The sequence below is a fragment of the Bacteroides sp. f07 genome (assembly GCF_042854785.1).
In the GTDB taxonomy this organism is placed as follows: Bacteria; Bacteroidota; Bacteroidia; order Bacteroidales; family Bacteroidaceae; genus Bacteroides.
The window spans coordinates 2762346-2780038 of the sequence record NZ_BAABXI010000001.1 but is presented as its reverse complement, the minus strand read 5'-3'; the positions used below and the strand labels follow the sequence as shown (position 1 = coordinate 2780038).

General features: G+C 43.2%; 10 protein-coding genes and 1 pseudogene. 8 read left to right on the top strand and 3 right to left on the bottom strand.

The genetic code is table 11. From position 1 onward, the window contains the following. Positions 1-345 precede the first annotated feature (345 nt). From ACGHVY_RS11530 to ACGHVY_RS11505, 6 genes are read left to right on the top strand one after another with little or no spacing between them, the layout of a single operon-like run. Positions 346-2049, top strand: a complete 1704-nt coding sequence (locus ACGHVY_RS11530) for a S8 family serine peptidase (RefSeq protein ID WP_390599141.1) — start codon at positions 346-348, stop codon at positions 2047-2049. Next, positions 2046-4313 (top strand): prolyl oligopeptidase family serine peptidase, encoded by a 2268-nt coding sequence (locus ACGHVY_RS11525; RefSeq protein WP_390599139.1) that lies wholly within the window; start codon positions 2046-2048, stop codon positions 4311-4313. The genes ACGHVY_RS11530 and ACGHVY_RS11525 overlap by 4 nt, the downstream gene beginning before the upstream one ends. 10 nt (positions 4314-4323) lie before the next feature. Then, entirely contained in the window at positions 4324-7629 is a 3306-nt protein-coding gene (locus tag ACGHVY_RS11520; protein WP_390599137.1) for a SusC/RagA family TonB-linked outer membrane protein, read from the top strand. Between the two features lie 12 nt (positions 7630-7641). Continuing rightward, on the top strand, positions 7642-9048 hold the full coding sequence (locus tag ACGHVY_RS11515; RefSeq protein ID WP_390599135.1) for a RagB/SusD family nutrient uptake outer membrane protein: 1407 nt from the start codon (positions 7642-7644) through the stop codon (positions 9046-9048). Positions 9049-9062: 14 nt separating this feature from the next. Continuing rightward, positions 9063-9284: a hypothetical protein gene (locus ACGHVY_RS11510; protein ID WP_390599134.1), complete on the top strand. Its 222-nt coding sequence runs from the start codon at positions 9063-9065 to the stop codon at positions 9282-9284. Between the two features lie 23 nt (positions 9285-9307). Continuing rightward, entirely contained in the window at positions 9308-10576 is a 1269-nt protein-coding gene (locus ACGHVY_RS11505; protein WP_390599132.1) for a Calx-beta domain-containing protein, read from the top strand. Positions 10577-10687: 111 nt separating this feature from the next. Here the strand turns inward: ACGHVY_RS11505 and ACGHVY_RS11500 are convergent, their stop codons facing one another. The 3 genes from ACGHVY_RS11500 to ACGHVY_RS11490 all read right to left on the bottom strand — a co-directional run bounded on the left by ACGHVY_RS11500 (position 10688) and on the right by ACGHVY_RS11490 (position 14386). Next, positions 10688-12187 carry an L-lactate permease gene (locus tag ACGHVY_RS11500; protein ID WP_390599130.1) on the bottom strand — a complete coding sequence of 500 codons (1500 nt, stop codon included), beginning with the start codon at positions 12185-12187 and terminating at the stop codon, positions 10688-10690. 135 nt (positions 12188-12322) lie between these two features. Further along, entirely contained in the window at positions 12323-13774 is a 1452-nt protein-coding gene (locus ACGHVY_RS11495; RefSeq protein ID WP_308746469.1) for a DUF3868 domain-containing protein, read from the bottom strand. Between the two features lie 24 nt (positions 13775-13798). Next, positions 13799-14386, bottom strand: coding sequence for a DUF3575 domain-containing protein (locus tag ACGHVY_RS11490; RefSeq protein ID WP_308746470.1), 588 nt, complete (start codon positions 14384-14386; stop codon positions 13799-13801). 190 nt (positions 14387-14576) lie between these two features. On the opposite strand from ACGHVY_RS11490, the pseudogene ACGHVY_RS11485 reads away from it, so the two are divergent. Next, positions 14577-16120: pseudogene (locus tag ACGHVY_RS11485) on the top strand (acyl-CoA carboxylase subunit beta). Between the two features lie 55 nt (positions 16121-16175). Next, positions 16176-17687: an acetyl-CoA carboxylase biotin carboxylase subunit gene (gene accC / locus ACGHVY_RS11480; RefSeq protein WP_308746472.1), complete on the top strand. Its 1512-nt coding sequence runs from the start codon at positions 16176-16178 to the stop codon at positions 17685-17687. Positions 17688-17693: the final 6 nt, after the last annotated feature.

Sequence of the window (17693 nt, the reverse complement as noted above, 5' to 3'; positions counted from 1 at the left end):
TTCCAAAAAGGTATCTATCATACTTATTCTTCTGATAATTAACATAATATAAAAATGAATGATAGTATGATAGATGTTTTTTTTATTATGTAATGATTACTGAGTTCTAATCTGTATGGAAATTATCCAACCCAAATGCCGAAGAAGCACCCTCATCTGTTAAAAACTAAATTTATGCAAAAAAAGATGTCTATAATCAAAAATAAACGGTTATATTTGCAACGTCACAGTAATGTGGCAGACATATTAGAAATTTAGAATACACGAAAGTGTTTAACTGATTCTCGAAACAAAAGTCTGGAAAACTTAGAAGGAGATAGGTTAGCATCTCTCGCGTCATAATATATGGCGTGGGAGACTGTTGCTTATTTTGCTTCGACGGCATTCCAGACGCCTTGTTTCCAAAATAAGTTAATAGTCCCCACGCCTTCGTATTTTAAGGATTCTTCTTCGGGGCTGAGAAGAGAACTTATCATCACACAAATGAAAGAGACACGGTTTATGTCAGTGTTTAGTGTTACTGCACTCCTGATTGCCTGCTTCAGCATCTCGACTCCCTCTTTTGGGCAGGTTTCTTCCTCATCTGGTTGGCACAAAATGTACAAAGACACCTTGCAGGGAGTCAGATCGGACGAAGCGCTCCTTTTCTTACAAGCAAAGAAAATCAAACCCGTAAAGTCATTGGTCGTCGGCATTATTGATTCCGGTATAGACACCACCATTGTCGACCTTCAACCTGCTCTTTGGAGGAATCCTAAAGAAAAGGCGGATGGAAGAGATAATGACAAGAATGGGTATATTGACGACCTGCACGGTTGGAACTTCTTGGGAACTAAGGATAAAAGTTTTAATATGACCAGTGCCGGTACAGAAGAATATCGTGAATTCAAACGGCTTTTTCCTAAATATAAAGGTATAGATTCGACGTCAGCGAAAGACACTGCGGAATACGCTTATTATGAAAAGATGAAAAAGAAAGCGGGCATTGTCAATTATATCAAGTTCTTCGGATATAATGCAATGAAAGATGCAGCCTATCAACTGATAGATTCCGTCTTGAAAACGACTCCCGAAGTTGATATGGATACATTGACTATCAATGGACTTACGCATTTATCCGTAGAAAGTGAAAAGTGGAACGACGCGTGCCAGACACTGTTTGTCGATATGTATAAAGGCGGCAAGGATGCACTTTGGAAAGAGGTGAGAAATACGCACCGGATACAATTTGACTTGATGAAAAAACGTATTGACGGCATAGAGAATGATGCGGATAAACGGTTGTTGATGGGAGATGACTTGAAGAATCCGAAAGATTGTTTCTACGGAAATCCGGTTTTGCAAGTGGAAGGCTGTGACCATGGCACTTTTGTAGCCGGAGTGATTGCGGGACAGGGAATCGGTGATGCTCGGGCGACGGGGATTTATCCACAGGCTAAGTTGATGATTATCCGTGCTGTGCCGGATGGCGATGAATATGACAAGGATGTAGCCAGTGCCATTCGTTATGCAGTGGATAATGGTGCCAAAGTCATTAATATGAGCTTAGGCAAATATACATCTCCTGATGCCGGCATGGTAAATGATGCTATTGCCTATGCGGCAAAAAAAGATGTTTTATTAGTTCAGGCGGCAGGCAATAATAAGAAGAATATTGATAGGGTAGCCTATTTCCCTTCGGCAAAAGACAAATCGGGAAATGCTTTCGCAAATTATATGAGGGTCGGCGCATCGGATAAACAAGGAAAACCCTGTTCTTTTTCCAATTATGGAAAGAATGAGGTGGATGTTTTTGCGCCGGGTACGGAAATAATATCAGTCACTGTAGGAAATGAATATACCGAATCACAGGGAACGAGTATCGCAGCTCCTGTGGTCACGGCTGTAGCAGCAATGATACGCGCTTACTTTCCTAAGTTGAAAGCTTCGCAGGTGAAAGAGATATTAATAGAAAGCGTGCGTCCGATGCAGGTAAAAGGACTTTGTGTGAGCGGAGGCATTATAGACGCATTGCAGGCGGTCAAACTAGCTGTGGAGTATAAGAAATGAAAAGGCTGGTTATTGCATTCCTGTCAGGCCTTTTCTTTATATCCGCTCTGGCGCAGGATGCTAATTGGACAAAAGCGGAAAGATTCTCCGCTGATTCGCTGGAGCAATATATAAAAGGGAAGTCCCTTTATCCCAATTGGATAAAAGGCAGTCATAACTTTACTTATGATGTAAGACGTGAAAGTGGGCACCAATATTATCTGGTGAATGCAAAAAACGGTAAGAAGCGGAACTTGATAAAAGACAATGAACGGTTTGTCCTTCAATATGCCCGGATTACCGGAGATACGTTGGATGCAAAAAATATCAGGTTATATGGATTCCGGTTTGAAAACAATGATTTCAGCCGTTTTCACCTGGACAAGAAAGGCAAATCAATGGTTTATAATATGAATGACGGTCAATTGTCCGAGGTGCCTTTGATAAAGAAGAGGATTGAAAGGCCGGATTACAAACAATCCTGCCATTCTGCCGATTCATTGTATTCTATGCTTGGATGCGGTTATGACTTGTTTGTTCGTGATAATCGGTCCGGAAGAGTAAAAAGAATCACTTTCGACGGAAAAGAGGATGCCGCTTATACATATCATAATTCGAAAGATACGCTATCTGCCAATTCCAGAGGATTCTGGTTGGGACACCGGTATATTTATATGATGCAAGATATGAGCGAAGTGAAGGAAGTAAGCCTGATTCATTCGCTCGGTCATTCGCGACCTGTCACGAATACATTCAAGATGCCTATGCCGGGAGATGCCGGAGTACGCCAATATCGGATATACTGGTATGATGCCGATCATGGAGAAGGGAGGTTATTACCAATTGAAAAATATCCTGATCAACTGGTGGCGATGGACTTTTTCCGTTCATCTACCGCTCTTTATATAACACGGAGAAGCCGTAAGGCTGATAAGGTAGACCTTTGCCGGATTAATGTGGAAGATGGAACAGTGACCGAACTGATCTCGGAAGAATGTATCCCTCATATCAATTTAACTTTGTTCAATTACAAAATACTGGAACAGGGTAAGTATTTCATTTGGTGGTCGGAACGTACGGGGAAAGGGAATTACTATCTTTACAATGCTAATGGAGAATTGTTGAACCGGATTACAACGGGTGAAAATCTTGTAGCAGGCAGTATCGCCAGTGTCGATACGCTGAGAAAAGAAATTATTTTTGCCGGATATGGAAATGAGGAAAATATAAATCCTTATTATACATTCTTTTATAAGGCACGCTTGGATGGTAAAAAGCAGGTTTTGTTGACGCCCGGTAATGGTAATCATGAATTATCTCTATCAGAAGACAAGAAATATGCAATAGACAAATATTCCCGTATAGATTTGTTGCCGGTGATGAATGTGTTGTCCATAGAAAATCCGGGAAAGAATTATAAGGTAGAGCAAATGGATGGCAGCGATTTGCAGCAAGCCGGATGGCAACCGCCCACTTTGCTGAAAGTGAAAGCCGCTGACGGGAAAACGGACTTATACGGATTGATGTATCTTCCTTTCAATTTGGACGAAAGCAGGAAATATCCGATAATCAGCAATGTATATCCGGGACCGCAAGACGATCAGATTCCGCAGTCTTTTGTACTCGATGATAATGGGAACCAGTCTTTGGCGGAACTGGGTTTTATTGTGATTAATGTGGCACCCAGAGGCAGTTCTCCACTGCGTGGACATGATTTTTATTGTTTCAGTTATGGTAATCTACGCGACTATCCGCTGGCAGATGATAAATATGTAATCGAACAGTTGGCTCGGAAATATCCGTATATAGATTTGAACAGGGTAGGCATTTACGGACATTCCGGAGGAGCTTTTCAAACGGTAGCAGCTATGTTGACTTACCCCGATTTTTATAAAGTGGCAGTAGCTGCTTCCGGCAATCACGATAACAATATTTATATTCAATGGTGGGGAGAGACATTTCATGGATTGGATGAAAAAGCAGACCCGAAGACGGGAAAAACGGCTTTCTCCGTGAACATCCCGACCAATATGGAATTGGCAAATAACTTGAAAGGAAAGCTGATGCTAATCACGGGGGATGTAGACAAGAATGTCCCGCCTTCTTCCACTTACCGGTTGGCGGATGCCTTGATTAAGGCAAATAAGCGGTTTGACATGTTTATCCTTCCGGGAAAAGATCATGGCGTGATGTGCCCTTATTATCAGAATCTGATCCGTTACTATTTTGTAGAAAATCTTCTTCATGAATCGCATAGACATATAGATATTATTAATCATAAATAGAAACAAACTTATGAAGCATCTGGAAATTTTCAAAGCATGTTTGTTTGGTTGCTTCTGTTGTATTGCTGTAGGTCTGTTTGCTCAGTCGCCGAAAGGTGCTGCCACTATCTTGGTCAAGGTGATAGTAGTGGATGCGGACAGGAACCCGTTGCCGGGAGCTACGGTAATAGTTTCAGGGAAAGCACAGGGAGTTGTCGCCGATGATCGCGGCGAAGTTTCTTTATGGGTGGACAGGAATACTCAAATTGAGTTTAGGTATGTGGGGATGAAATCCTTGTTTATGAAAGTGACAAAGCCTGTTTCGGGGTATATCACTTTGGTGGATGATATGTCGGAATTGGATCAGGTGGTGGTCACCGGTTACCAGCGTACGACAAAACGCCGTACTACTGGTTCATTGGTGACATTGACGGCAAAAGACCTGAAAGGTGCCCCTACCGCCAATCTGGATATGTTGATGCAGGGAAAGGTTGCCGGTATGGATGTGAAAGCCGTTTCCGGACGTCCGGGAGAATCAGCAAAGATTCGTATTCGTGGCACGAATACGATTACAGGTAATGCCGAACCATTGTGGGTAGTGGACGGAGTACCTTTACAACGGGACATACCGAGTATTGAGACTAGCAGGATCAAGGCGGGAGATTTTAATGACATATACTCTAGTGGCATTGCCGGTATCAACCCGAACGATATTGAGTCTATCACTGTATTGAAAGATGCTTCCGCTGCGGCTATTTATGGTTCACGTGCAGCAGGCGGGGTTATTGTGGTAACAACGAAACGAGGTAGAGAGGGTAAGATGCAAATCAATTACTCAACGAATGTTTCTATTGTTACTGCTCCCCCTCATGATGCTAATCTGATGGATTCTAAAGAAAAATTGGCTTGGGAACAAGAGTTGTGGGATGAGTTTTCCGCCAAGGGGTTTGCGGAAGGTGGCCATTATCCGGTAATAGGTGTCGTTGGTATGATTCGTTTGGGGTATGAGCGATATGCGGGTATGACGAAAGAGCAACAAGATGCGGAAATTGCAGCATTGGGAGAACATTCCACGGACTGGTTCAAGGAGTTGTTTCGGAATTCTATATCACAAAGCCATTACTTATCTTTGTCAGGTGGTTCGGAGAAAAATTCCTATTATGTCTCTTTTGGCTATTCACAAAATAACGGATTAGTGAGAAAGACAGGTTATGACCGTTACAATGTGAGTGCTAAGATTGATATGAAACCTAATAAAAGGGTAAAACTTGCTTTTACTGCCGATATGGCTATGCAACACTCCAGCTCTCCTTCACTGAATGTAGATCCGTTCAAATACGCTTATTTCGCCAATCCTTATGAAAAAGTCTATAATGAAGACGGTTCTTACTCGGCGGATAATACCTATTATTCGATAGCTAACGCCAACGGACAGTACAAATGGAAATTGCCCGAAGGAGGATATAATATTATTCGGGAAATAGATGAGACATCTTGCAAAACAAAAAATATTTCGGCTTCATTGATTGCTAATCTGAGTGTGAATATCCTTGATAATTTGAGCTTTGAAGGACTTGCTTCGTATGGCTATGTTGCGGATATGTCCGATAATATTAATGGGAAGAATACTTATGCAGCATGGATAGACCGCCCTTTTAACGATAGTAACACTAATCGTGTATATGGCTCTATTACACAATCATCAGCATACAATACAAATTACAACCTGCGGGGACAGTTACATTATTTCAACACTTTTGCTGACGACCATTACATCAGTGCCTTGTTGGGAAGCGAAATCCGGGGACAATACGCCAAGAGTATTTATGAAAAGCGGTATGGGTATGATCCTGTCACGGGTAATTCTGCCATGCCTACTTATCCGTCGGATACTAAGTTGGAATATTCCGACCTATTGTCCTATGCTGCTATCATGGATGGGCTATTGGGACAAAGTATTACGGAAGACGCCTTTGCTTCATTCTATTTTTCCTTCGATTATGTGTTTAAGCAACGTTATATTCTTAGCCTTACCGGACGTACCGACGGGTCTAATAATTTCGGTAGCAAAGAGCAGTTTAACCCTACCGGCTCACTGGGATTATCATGGAATGTAGACCAGGAAAGGTTTATGCAATCGTTAAAGCCTATAATCAGTAGTCTGTCCTTTCGTGCGGCATTCGGATATACAGGAAACATAAACAAAAGTGTCTATCCGCAACTGGTAATGGACTATGATACGTCATTCCGCCGGACTGATACTGATTATTATCGTATCGGCATGATAAAAAATGCTCCAAACCCTCACCTGCGTTGGGAAAAGACACGTGATATGAAGGTGTCAATGGACATAGGCTTTTTCGACGAACGCTTTCATTTGCAGGCTGAATTGTATGACCGCCGTACACGTGATGCTGTAACTTCTGTTGATGTACCTTATACGACTGGATTTTCTACACAATCATTTAATACTTCAGAGCTATTGAACCAAGGAGTTGAAGTTACCTTGAATGCTCATATGGTCAAGACTAAAGATTGGGATATGACAGTTTCTGCCAATATTGCTTATAACCGAAACAAATTATTAAAATATAATGGGAATAAATCTTTTTGGGGAACTAATTATGTAGGTTACCCTTTGGGAGCAATTATCAGTGGAAAAGTACAGGGAATTGACAAAAAAACGGGTGTTTATACTTATGAAACCCGTCCTGATGCTGTACTTCAAACTGCTGCCGACCGTAATGATAAAAATAATTATGCATTTTACTTGGGAACGAGTACGGCTCCTACGAACGGTGGATATTCAATATCTGTTTCATATAAACAGTTGCATTTAAACATAGGGGGAACTTATTCTTTAGGCGGAAAAATCCTCAATAATATAACATGTCCGGTAGGTTATAGTTCAATGGAAGCCCATGTCGTAGAAACTCCTTTTACACAAGAAAATGATTTGTATGTAAATTATTTAAATGTGCGAAAAGACGCTGTGAATCGTTGGACACCTGATAATCCGATTACTAATGCTCATCCGCGCATCATTGACGCTCGGGGTGATTATCTGGGATTGTCTGATTATGTGGTAAACTCAGATGCTATCAACAAAGCTTCCATGTTGGAAAATGTTTCCTACTTTAAACTTGGCTCAATCATGTTGGGGTACAATTTCGTCGGAAAGTGGATGCAGAAAGTGCATATCAATTCATTGGCATTATCCTTCAGCATGAGTAACTTATTTACAATTACAAACTATTCCGGCATTGACCCCGAGACTCCGGGAGCAGTTTACCCTACTCCTCGTACGTTCTCAATGGGACTATCCGTCGGATTTTAATAAAGGAAGACTATGAGAGGAAAAATTAGTTTATGTATATACGGACTTGTGGTCTTATGCTTCATGTCTTGCAGCAATTATTTGGATATCAAACCTTATGGAAAAACAATTCCCAAAACTGCTGAAGAGTTCTCTGCCTTAATGCATAACCATTTGGATGAGATCGATAGGGGTGAAGATAAGGTGTTACTGGGAAATTCATCCAGTCTGATAAATCTGGATGCAGCATATGGAGATGATTTTGAAGTCTGCCTGACATCACAGAGTGGGCGTGCTTTGCAAATTTATATAGGAACTTGGCTTAATGTAGCGAGTGTTTCTGAGTATTACTGGATGCCATATCAGATAATACGTGACTGCAACATAGTCTTGAACGAAATGAAGGAGAGTGGAACCGCCGAAGCTAATGAAGTACGTGCTACCGCTTATGCTATGCGTGCTGTCGCCTATTATCAATTGCTTCGGCTTTATTGCGAAATGCCACAGACCGGCAATTTGAACAACCAACAAGGCGTGCCTTTGGTAATGACATTTGATATGGAAGAAAGACCGCTTCGTAGTACGATGCAGGAAACAATCGATTTAATAGAGTCTGATTTAAATCATTCTCTGTCTTATCATATCTCCGATGATCTTTATCGTTTTACAGAAGATGTGGTCAAGGGGTATCTGGCTCGTCTTTACTTTTGGACAAAGCAGTGGGAGAAAGTTCTGCCATTGGTACAGGAACTACTGGCAAAGTACACTTTATTGGAAGGTGAAGCTTATAAAAAGATGATGACCACCAATTACGACCTTGCAGGTAACCAGTTATTGAAGGCTTACCGAAGTATGTCAAGTTCTATGGAAATTACAGCTTCCAAAACTCATCTTCAGTATCGCCCGGTAAGCCGCAGATTTCTGGATACATTTACGGAAGAAGAGAAAATAAGCGATATCCGTTATGCTCTTTGGGTGGATAATAAAAGAATAGCTATAAAAACGTTTTTTTGTGGCATGCGGGCGGCCGAATTTAAACTCATGGAAGCAGAATGTTATTATCATATCGGTAAACAGGAACTGGCATTGCGTTCAGTCAATGAACTTCGTTCACACCGTATCAGTGATTACAAGGATCTGACAATGAATAATCTGCCACCAATCCAAGATATGGAGGTTATCAGGACTGACGCAGAAGGCAATGCTTTAACGCCATTGATGGGGCTGATTTTACGTGAACGGCGAAAGGAACTCTTTTTAGAAGGTGATCGTTTCTTTGAACAAAAGAGAAACGGAATGCCGGAATACTGGACGGCATATAACGGACGGAAGTATGTGACAAAAAAATATATGTATACGCTTCCAATTCCCGCACGGGAAATAGACTTGGTGGACGGGTTGGTACAAAATCCGGGATATACGGAATTAATTGAGAAATAAAAAGGAGAACGATTATGATAAAGAATATGAGGCATAAATGGGTTTTGATTACATGTCTGTTATTGATTGGCAATGTTTATTCCGCTTGTGAGGATATAGATGAGGTGCCGCCACGTATAGAATCTGTTGGAGCGGGTGATTATTATAAACTTCCTGATCCCGTAGTGCTGAATGCAGATGAAATAGCAGTGATAGACGCCATCAAAGAGGAATATAATCAACATATAGTCCAATAATTATTAATTTAAAATCATAGATTATGAAGAAGATGTTGTTTTGTTTAATTACAGTGTGTTCACTTGTAATGGTTTCTTGTTCGTCCGATGATGATGACCCGGTAACGGTGTCGGAACTTAATTTTGCTCAGGCGCGCTATTCTATGGCAAAAGGAGAAGTAGAGTTAAAGGTTATTGCTGACAAAGCTGCTGCTACAACAATCTCTATCCCTGTTTCTTTCTCAGGAACAGCTGTGGAGGGAACAGATTTTACTGTTGCAGAAAAAGCATTTACGTTGAAAGCTGGTGAAACAGAAGCTGTACTCTCGGTGAAACGTATTCCGGAAAACATTGGGGATGATGTGAAAGAGTTAGTTGTAAATTTAGGTACAGTTCCTAATGGCTTTAAAATTGGACTTATGAGTTATACGACTGTTGAGTTGCTTAGTAATAAAGCGATTCTTATGTCATTTAATACCGATAAGGGGATTTTAAGTGAAAGTACTTCCTATGGCGTCACTCTTGAAACATTGGAAGGTAAACCTTATAAAGTCCCACAAGAAACGAAATTGGATATTGAGGTCGATCCTTTGTCTACTGCAATTGAAGGTACGCATTTTGAGTTTGTAGGAGGAAAGTATGCAACAGTACTTAACAACAAGAATAGCGGTGTAGTAGCACTTAAATTTTTGAAAAAGGAAGAAGGAAAGGACAAGCTGGTTCTACGCTTGGCGGAAAGAGATGGATATGCACATGGTGATAATGCTACCATTACAATTGTTATTAATGGGCCATATTTGCTTACAGGTACTTGGGCATTCGATAAGATTTCTAATACAGAATTTTATGAAACAATGTGGGGACAGGACACGAGTACATTTCCAACAGGAAATTCTTCAGATAAGATTAAGTTTGAAGGTAATTCTCACGAAGAATACACTTTTACTCCTACTTTAAATAGTGATTTGAAAAATTATTTCGGAACTTCGTCTTGTGTGATAACTTATAAAGAGGAAGTCGAAAAAACTATCGAAGAAGAAAGTGCACCACTATCGCAGGTAATTGCTAAGATTGCCGTATTGCAGTTTCCCTCACTTAATGTAAACTTTTCGGCTACTAATACAAAATTACGTTCAGCGGTTGTCGGCTTTCGTATTATCCAGTCTGGTGAAGGAGATATATTGGAATGTACGATTGATGACTTTGAACCTACGGATTTCATGAAAGACATTTATGACATGTACAAGGATTTTGGAGAAAACCCTGTCATGAAATCAGCTCCACTGAGATTGCATTTTACGCGAGTAAAATAAAATTTTTAATATTAAAAGTCCGAACTTTCGCAAGCTCGGACTTTCTTTTTTTCAAAGAATTAGTATCTTTAAGTTGCAACATTTTACTATGTCAAACTTACTTTCGGGGAATTAACTGAAAATATAGACGATAATTCCGGTAATTACCACATAAGCTAATGCGTACGGAATAGCTGCTTTCAGGATTTCACCCTCTTTGCCCTGCTGGTTTCCGGCGGAAGTGGCGATGGCGATACTTTGCGGGGAGATAATCTTACCGCCCGTAGCGCCTACCGTATTTGCGGCGGAAAGCCAATCGGGGCTGACATGAATTTGTCCCGCTACACTTGCTTGCAGTTTGCCGAAAAGGATATTGGATGAGGTGTCGCTTCCGGTTATAAACGTACCCAGGCAACCGATGACCGGCGCGAATAGCGGATATAAACTTCCCGTAGCGGTGGCGAGTGCCGTGGCAATAACGGCAATCATTCCCGAAGCGTCCATAATGGTGGATAATCCGACCAGGCAGATAACCGTGACGAAAGTCTTTTTCAACTGTTTCACCGTATTCCAAAGTACGATAAACAAGTCCTTTACTTTTGCTCCCTGTATCAATCCGCCGATGAAAGTACCCACGAAAAGCAATACTCCCGCATGAGTCAGCCATGAAATAGTGTAATTTACGGTGGAAGCATTGATAGGCAGACTGATTCTCGTAATCCAGTTATTCTCCAATGTGTGGCGCAATCCCGGAAATAGCGGGCTTGTGAGAATAATAAGGAATAGAATAAGCAGATAAATGCTCCATGCATTCAGAATATCTTTCGTCTTCAACGAACTTTTCCGTGCCTTTTCTTCTTTGGATGCAGTCAGTTTGCCATAGAGAACGATGACGATGATAGACAGGATACTTCCGATGATAGCCGGAGATTCCGCTCCCATATATCTGGCAGCGAGGTATTGGCTGGCTAAAGAAACACTGCCTACCAATAAAGCCAGAAACAGATTCTTGGGGAGTGATTTCAATTTGGGGTCGGTAAGGAAAAGCAGTACAAGCGGAATAAGGAACATGAGGACTGATAATTGCAGTACGACATTGGTACTAAGATTCAGAACATCCAGGTTTGTCTCCTTTGCCAGTACGAGTACCGGAGTTCCGATAGCTCCGAAAGCGGTAGCTACACTATTCGCTATCAGGCTGACCGTAGCCGAGAATATCGGCTTGAATCCCAAACTGATAAGAATAGCTGCCGGAATGGCAACTGCCGTCCCGAATCCTGCCATCGCTTCCAGTAATCCGCCGAATCCCCAAGTCAATAGCAATACCTGAATACTCTTATCGGTGGAAATGGAAGCGAACTGCTGCTTTATAATCTCCATTTTTTCTGTTTTCAGCAATACGTTGTAGCTGAAAATTGCCATTAATATGATGATTAAAATAGGGGAGACTGCTTTTAACGCTCCATATAAAAAGGCATAGAACAGATTGTCGGCAGAAAAGGCAAAGCCGAAGAGCGCAATCAGCATGGTTACGACTAAGGAAATGATACTACTTTTGTCGCCCGGCATTTTGAAGAATGCCATTAATATGATTAATAACAATACCGGAATGATGGCAAGAATCAAGGTCATAGTGGTCTGGTTTTAAAAAGTGAGACGTTCATTTGTTATGAGTATAACAAACAAACGTCTCACTTGGGTCGATGCGGCAAATAGATTTTTTCTATTTATTTCATCTTACACTTTACTATTTCATCTTACACTTTACTATTTCATCTTCACACTTAATATTTGCTGTAACTGTTTCAGGTTCGCTTGAGCTGCTTCGTTACCTAATCGGGCAGCTTGCTCGAAGGCTGCCATAGCCCGGCTGATGTCTCCGTTCAGGAAATTGTAGACTCCGGTATTGTTTATAAATTCGGCGGTCGTATGGTCTGCTTTTTCCATATATTTCACTGCTCTGTCCAAGTCTTTCTGTGACAGGGCGACTGCTCCTGCATTCAGGTTGGCTACTGCATCCGCAGGATACATACGTACGGCGATGTCGAATACATTGACGAAGTCCTTGCTGCCTTTCGGATAACTGTTGGCTACCTGATACATTTCATTCAAGCTCAGATATTTCGGATTTTCTATAATGATGACGCGTCCTTGTTCCACATCGAAATTGACAACGGTATAGTCAATCTTGCAATTCACTTTGCGCAGTCCCGGATAGATTTCTTTCAGCATGGTACGATAAGGGACTCCACCGCCTACGCGCATGATTTCCTGTTTCCGTTTGGCGTCGTCGGTCGTATTTCTGATAATTTTCAGGAACGTATCTTTATCCTTCATGGATGAAGATTCGAGAGCTTTCACCAGTCCGTCCCAGTTTTCGCCGCCGAAAGTCACTTTATAAAGTTTGGAAGACGCTTTTTCGTTTTTCACCAAATAGTCTTTCAGAGCTTCCGCACGCTTCTTGGACAGTTGTTCGTTGAACGCCAGCGGACCTTCGGGAGAGGCAAAACCTTCAATTCCGATACCTTTTATAGTCAGATTCTTATCATTCTGAATCTTGTCGAACATGGAATGGATATTTACCAGTTCGGCATGATTGTTCATAAAGTCGGTAAGGATGGCAAACTTGTTGACCGGGAAATCGAGATGCGCTTCGTATTGTTCGCTACGATTCTTTACCACTTCCACCGTAGGCTGGATATAGGCTACGATGGGGGACATGGCACTCAGCCGTTTGGCTTCGGTCGATACGTCGTTGGTAATCAGCTCTTGAGCGTTCATTTCCTGATAATTACCGCATCCGCACAGGTTCTCTACAAGTTGCAGGGACGCATTCGCCATCCACGGTTTATAGGGGATGACTTGTGTATAATTGAATGTTTCCCGCTTGTTGTAAGGAACGATGATGGCGGTAGGCTCCTGTTTGGTCATAGCCAGTCCGCGGATATATGCTTTTTCACGTCTTTTCCCGTTGACGATGATTTCTTGCAGGGGGACATTATGCTGTCCGTCTGTCAATAACGGAGTGAGGCTCAGGCTTCGTGCCGAACCTATGGTAAGGTTCTTCATGTCGAAGGTCATGCCGACATAGAGGGAATTTCCCTGCTGCCACAATGATACATTGGAGAGGGTGAGTGCATCGTTCAGGAATTTCTGGGCGTGTGCCGGTAACAGGGTGGCGACGAGTGCTATAAATAGATAAATAACTTTTCTTTTCATCCTTGTGAGTTTTAGAGAGTTCGATTATTTGATGATATAAATGAAGCTGAGGCCGACTTTGGTCGGACCGAAGTAATTGCGGTTTTTGTGACCGAGTTTTTCACATTTGTTGTTGCTGGCATATTTGTCATATTTCAGATGAGCATATCCCACACCAATCGTTGCTTCCATGCTCCAGCGCTTACTGATCAGCCATTGATAACCATAAGAGATACCGGCTCCGTAGAAGTTACCCTCATAGCGGTCGTGTCCCAGTCCGAGGAAATTCAGATTGCTGACATTCATTTCTCCGTAATGTCCGTGCAGTCCGAAGAAACTTCCGTTGAAGCGTTCGCAGAGCCAGTAGCGTAGTTCCGGTTGGACAAGCCAGTGTTTTAACTGACGGTCGTTTCCGAATTCCCACGGATTGTAATTGCCGGACACATCGAGGGTGAGTTTCTTCGCCAGTCCTACTTCGAAGCCAAGGTTGGGAGTGGTGGTTGCCCAATAGAGGGCATTGGTCTTGATTGCAAATTTGGGTAAGTAAGTTTCATTCTGCTGCACTTGAGCGCGAATACTTGTGCCGAGTGCGAGCAGGAAACAGGCTGCTAATAGAAATTTAACTGTTCTCATTTTCGTTAGGGTCTAGGTTTTATTAAAATGATGAATGCTAAACAAGCAAAGGTGGGTGATTGTTGACGTCGCCCGTAAAAAAGAGTTTTTGCCGATAAATTATGTTTAAAGACATAAACGCTAACATTTTCGGAATATCGTACGTTTATTATATAAAAGTGCCTTTGTGTAATTTAAATAAATAGAGCCTATGAAAGAGCTTATCAAGAATCTGGAAGAACTGAACAGAAAAGCAGAAAAAGGCGGCGGAGACGCCCGCATTGAAAAACAACATTCCGTGGGCAAGCTGACCGCCCGTGAACGTATCGATTTACTGTTGGAGAAAGGTTCGTTTATCGAACTGGACAAGTTGGTAACTCATCGCTGTACCGATTTCGGCATGGAGAAGCAGAAATTTGCGGGTGATGGCGTGGTGACGGGATATGGCATGATTGGCAAACGGCTAGTCTATGTCTTTGCGCAGGACTTCACAGTCTTCGGCGGCGCCTTGTCCGAGACGCATGCCAAGAAAATCTGCAAAGTGATGGACATGGCGATGCAGATGGGAGCTCCTATCATCGGGCTGAATGATTCCGGCGGTGCACGTATTCAAGAGGGAGTCCGTTCTTTGGCGGGATATGCCGAGATATTTCTCCGCAACTCGATGGCTTCGGGCGTCATCCCGCAGATTAGCGCCATTATGGGCCCTTGCGCGGGTGGCGCTGTTTATTCTCCTGCACTGACCGATTTTATCCTGATGGTGAAGAATTCGGGATATATGTTTATTACCGGCCCCGATGTCGTGAAAAGTGTGACGCAGGAAGAGGTGAGCAAGGACGACCTTGGCGGAGTAGGCGTTCATATGACCAAGTCCGGCGTAGCCCATCTTTCTGCCGAGAATGATATTGAATGTATCAACTATATCCGCGAACTGATTTCCTATCTTCCCGGAAATAATATGGAAGAACCCCCGTTTGTTGCTACCAGCGATTCGCCGACCCGCCTGACGCCGGAACTCTCCAACCTTATTCCCACCAATCCGAACCAACCTTATAATATAAAGGAGATGATTGAAGCTGTAGCCGATGATAATAATTTCTTCGAATTGCAGTCGGAATTTGCCCCGAACATCGTCACGGATATATTCGTCTGAACGGAAAGACAGTGGGAGTGGTTGCCAATCAGCCGTTGGTGCTGGCTGGTACGTTGGATATTAACGCTTCTGTCAAAGCAGCCCGTTTTGTCCGCTTCTGCGATGCTTTCAATATTCCTTTGCTGACGTTGGTCGATGTGCCGGGATTCATGCCGGGAGTAGACCAGGAATATGGCGGTATTATCCGTAATGGCGCGAAATTACTTTATGCCTATTGTGAAGCTACCGTGCCCAAAGTTACGGTGATTACCCGCAAGGCATACGGCGGCGCTTATGATGTAATGAGCTCCAAGCATATCCGCGGTGATGTGAACCTGGCTTTCCCTACTGCCGAGATTGCCGTTATGGGGCCGGACGGTGCGGTGAATATCCTGTTCAGGAAAGAGATAGAGAAGTCGCAGACACCCGACGAGAAACGGAAAGAACTTCAAGACGATTATCGCGAGAAGTTTGCCAATCCTTATCGTGCGGCGGAGCTGGGCTATGTGGATGAAGTGATTGACCCGGCGGTAACCCGCCTGCGCCTGATTCGCAGTTTCGAGATGCTTGCCAACAAGCGGCAGTCCAATCCGCCCAAGAAACATTCTAATATTCCGCTTTAATAAATTGAGAGTGGAGAGCTGAGAATGAAGAGTGTTCATTAAAAAGAAAAAGATTATGATAAAGAAAATATTAGTAGCCAACCGGGGGGAAATAGCGATGCGTATCTTCCGTACATGCCGGGTGATGAATATCTCGACGGTGGCTGTTTATACACACGTTGACCGCGGAGCTTTGCACGTCCGCTATGCGGAAGAGGCTTATTGCATCTCCGAATCGCCCGAAGATACTTCTTATCTGAAACCGGAACTGATATTGGCTATCGCCAAAAAGACCGGGGCGGCCATTCATCCGGGATATGGTTTCCTGTCGGAAAATGCGGACTTTGCCCGTCGCTGTGAAGAGGAAGGGGTGATTTTTATCGGGCCGAGTGCGGATATTATCGCCAGAATGGGAATCAAGACGGAAGCGCGTAAGATTATGCGTGAAGCCGGACTGCCGATTGTTCCCGGAACGGAGACGCCTGTACAGGGAATTGATGAAGTGAAGAAAGTTGCCAATGAAGTAGGTTATCCCATTATGCTGAAAGCACTTGCCGGCGGCGGGGGAAAGGGGATGCGCCTGGTGCGTTCCGAAGAGGAAGCGGAAACGGCTCTCCGGCTCTCCCAGTCCGAAGCGGGGACATCGTTTGGCAATGATGCTGTCTATATCGAAAAGTATATAGAGAATCCGCACCATATCGAAGTGCAGATTATGGGCGATAAATATGGAAATGTGGTTCATTTGGGTGAACGTGAATGTTCTATTCAACGACGTAATCAGAAGGTGATTGAAGAATCTCCGTCTCCTTTTGTAAAGGAAGAGACTCGGAAGAAGATGCTGAAAGTGGCAGTGGAAGCCTGTAAGAGAATCGGTTATTATAGTGCCGGAACCCTGGAGTTTATGATGGATAAGGAGCAGAATTTCTACTTTCTTGAAATGAATACTCGTTTGCAGGTGGAACATCCGGTGACGGAAGAATGTACCGGTGTCGACTTGGTACGTGATATGATAACGGTGGCTGCGGGTAATCCTCTACCTTACAAACAGGATGATATAAAGTTTAGCGGGGCTGCTATTGAATGTCGTATTTATGCGGAGGATCCGGAGAATAACTTTATGCCTTCTCCCGGTGTGATTACGGTTCGTGAAGCTCCCGAAGGGCGTAACCTGCGTCTGGATAGTGCGGCTTATGCCGGATTTGAGGTCTCGCTGCATTATGACCCGATGATTGCAAAACTCTGCTGTTGGGGACGTACCCGCGAATCGGCCATCTCGAATATGGCTCGTGCCTTGCGTGAGTATAAGATTCTGGGAATCAAGACCACTATTCCTTTCCATCAGCGTGTGTTGAAGAATGTCGCTTTCCTGAAAGGCGAATATGATACGACGTTTATTGATACGCGCTTTGATAAGGAAGACTTGAAACGCCGCCAGAATACCGACCCGACGGTAGCTGTCATTGCGGCCGCGGTGCGGCACTACGAACGGGAGAAGGAAGCGGCTTCGCGTGCCACGACTCTGCCGGTGGTGGGGGAATCGCTTTGGAAGTATTACGGTAAGTTGCAGATGACAGCCAATAATTATTAAATTGAG